The organism is Bacillus sp. EE-W1 (assembly GCF_009760835.1).
In the GTDB taxonomy this organism is placed as follows: domain Bacteria; phylum Bacillota; class Bacilli; order Bacillales; family Bacillaceae_G; genus Bacillus_A; species Bacillus_A wiedmannii.
Genome location: NZ_WIPE01000150.1, coordinates 1 through 1,678, shown reverse-complemented (window position 1 = coordinate 1,678; position 1,678 = coordinate 1). Strand labels below are relative to the sequence as shown.

General features: G+C 35.9%; 1 pseudogene. It reads left to right on the top strand.

Going from position 1 to position 1,678, the window contains the following annotated elements:
* Window positions 1–457: 457 nt before the first annotated feature.
* Window positions 458–1,358, top strand: a pseudogene (gene mphM, locus GFJ36_RS28695) (macrolide 2'-phosphotransferase MphM).
* The last annotated feature ends 320 nt before the right edge of the window (window positions 1,359–1,678 follow it).

The following is a 1,678-nucleotide window of genomic DNA, read 5'->3' as shown; positions in this document are numbered from 1 at the left end:
AAAGTTTACTTTCATTTCATTGCAAACACTGAGTTTCTTCTATTTCTTCATATTTCTAAGAAAACACCAATAAAAGTATACATTCAAAACACCTATATTATTAGACTTATAAAGTTGTACAGAAATAATAAAGCTGTTTAAAAAAATCCGGTCATGTTATTCAACAATTGGGCTAGATTGTTGAATAACATTTATATAGAAAACTGGTTATATATGTTAAAATTTATAATAAATTGTGGAGATTTCTACTTAAAGTTAATATGCAGGTTAATTAAAAAACATTTTCTTAAAAGGGGAGTGTTTATTACTTTGGAACATAAAGAAGTGAATATTGAATATGAAAAAACAAATGACAAAATTGCTCTGAATAAGTAGAGTATTGCACAAGTTTCCCATAGGCAACAGTCTATTTTTTTACTACAAAAAATCAGTAAAATAAGAGAAGGAAGTGATAGATTTGAACAAACAAAAAGCGGTAGAAATAGCAAGGAAGTATGGTTTGGAAGTTAAAGAGGAGTCCATCATATTCAACGAGTCTGGTTTAGATTTTCTGGTTGCTTTATGCAGAAGACGATAAAGGCGAAGAATGGGTGCTAAGGTTTCCGAGACGGGACGATGTGATGCCGAGGACGATAGTGGAGAAGAAAGCACTGGATCTTGTAAACAAATATGCCACTTTTCAGATTCCAGTCTGGTCGGTTTATAAAGGCGATCTAATAGCTTATAAAAAGTTAACCGGAGTGCCAGCAGGTACGATTGATCCGGAGATTCAAAACTATTTGTGGGAGATAGATTATGAAAATGTACCTGAACAATTTCACCAGACATTAGCCAAAGCGTTGGCTTCGCTACACACAGTTCCGAAAGCAGAGGCTCTTAAAGCAGGCCTGTTTGTCCAGACAGCAGAAGAGGCAAGAAAATCGATGATTGGTCGTATGGAAAAGGTTAAAGCGAAGTTTGGCGTAGGCGAATCCTTATGGAACCGCTGGCAGGCCTGGGTAAAAAATGAGGAATTGTGGCCTCAGAGAACAGGTCTGATTCATGGAGATGTTCATGCTGGCCACACGATGATTGATAAAGATGCTAACGTAACCGGTTTTATCGACTGGACCGAAGTAAAAGTAACGGATGTATCAAATGATTTTGTTTTCCAGTACCGGGCATTCGGGGAGGAAGCCCTGGAGAAACTGATCAACTATTACCGGCAGGAAGGCGGGATTTACTGGCCTGCCATGAAAGAGCACGTCATTGAACTTAATGCGGCATACCCTGTTGCGATAGCTGAGTTTGCGATTATCTCAGGCTTAGAAGAATATGAGCACATGGCGAAAGAAACATTGGAAGTGAATGACCGCTAGCATTATGAAAAAAATAAAAATAAAGTTCTTCTTTGTGAGATACAACCGCTGTATAAAGAATCCATAAGCCAAGATGCATGAGTTTTCACAACGAAAATCTTATTAGTTTTTTTTATTGTTGTTTCAGGGTCCGTTAGAAAAAACAACTTAATGATTCAATTGAATATAGAGAAAGTGTGTTTTGATTAAATTTTTTCAAAACACGCTTTTTCTATTTGTTCTTTTATCAAGGTTTATTAAGTTAATTTAATAAAACTTTATTCAAAAGCTACAGAATGCGTGTAAAAGAAGACTAGGAAACGGAATAGTCCTCTTTTTTA